The sequence below is a fragment of the Photorhabdus sp. RM96S genome, from assembly GCF_042879335.1.
Lineage (GTDB): Bacteria > Pseudomonadota > Gammaproteobacteria > Enterobacterales > Enterobacteriaceae > Photorhabdus > Photorhabdus kayaii.
Genome location: NZ_JBHFKT010000141.1, coordinates 1 through 805, shown reverse-complemented (window position 1 = coordinate 805; position 805 = coordinate 1). Strand labels below are relative to the sequence as shown.

Sequence of the window (805 nt, the reverse complement as noted above, 5' to 3'; positions counted from 1 at the left end):
GCTGGAAACCCTGTCTGCCCGCTGGCTGGCGACGGTCGTCATCCTCCTGCTGGCCCTGAGCGTTGTCGGGATAAAAATCTGGCGCCGCCTGCGCCAGCTTGAAAAGCTTAAACTGGATGTGGAACTGAACACCGTCGATCCGGCGCGGGCCGACATCACCCGTCAGGACAGGTATCTCCAGCACTGGCAAGCCCGGCTGCAACGCCATCTGGGGACCCGGGATTATCTCTACCAGCGCCCCTGGTACCTGGTGATGGGCAACACCGGCAGCGGCAAAACCTCCCTGATTCAGGCCGGCTGCCGGCTGACTGACATTGCGGCCCCGGACACCCTGAGCGGGGAAGACGCGCTGCCGCTGCATCTGCGCTGCTGGCTGGGGGAGAAAGCCGTCCTCATTGACCCGGACGGCTTCCTTATCGACCAGCTATCGCCGCCGGACACCGGCCAACCCCAGCTGCCCGCCCGCCTGTGGCAGGCCCTGCTCGCCTGGCTCACCGAAAACCGTCAGCGCCAGCCCCTTAACGGCATTATTCTGACCGTGGATATTCACCGCTTACTGACCGCCAGCAAAGCACAGCGGGAACGGGAGATTGCCGCGCTGCACCTGCGCCTGCAAGATCTGCGGTTAACCCTGCATCATCATCTGCCCTGCTATCTGGTGCTGACCAAACTCGATCAGCTGCACGGTTTCAGTGCCGCCTTTCAGTCACTGGACAGGCCGCAGCGCGCCCAGATCCTGGGCGTCACCTTTAGCCTGAACGCGCAGGACGAGCAGCGCTGGCGCGCGGAGCTGGCACAGTTCTGG

1 protein-coding gene is annotated in these 805 nt (G+C 63.9%); it reads left to right on the top strand.

Annotated elements, in window-relative coordinates; genetic code table 11:
- Nucleotides 1-805 (top strand): type VI secretion protein IcmF/TssM N-terminal domain-containing protein (locus ACGF49_RS24645; protein WP_387493349.1); only part of this gene is annotated, 805 nt, incomplete at both ends.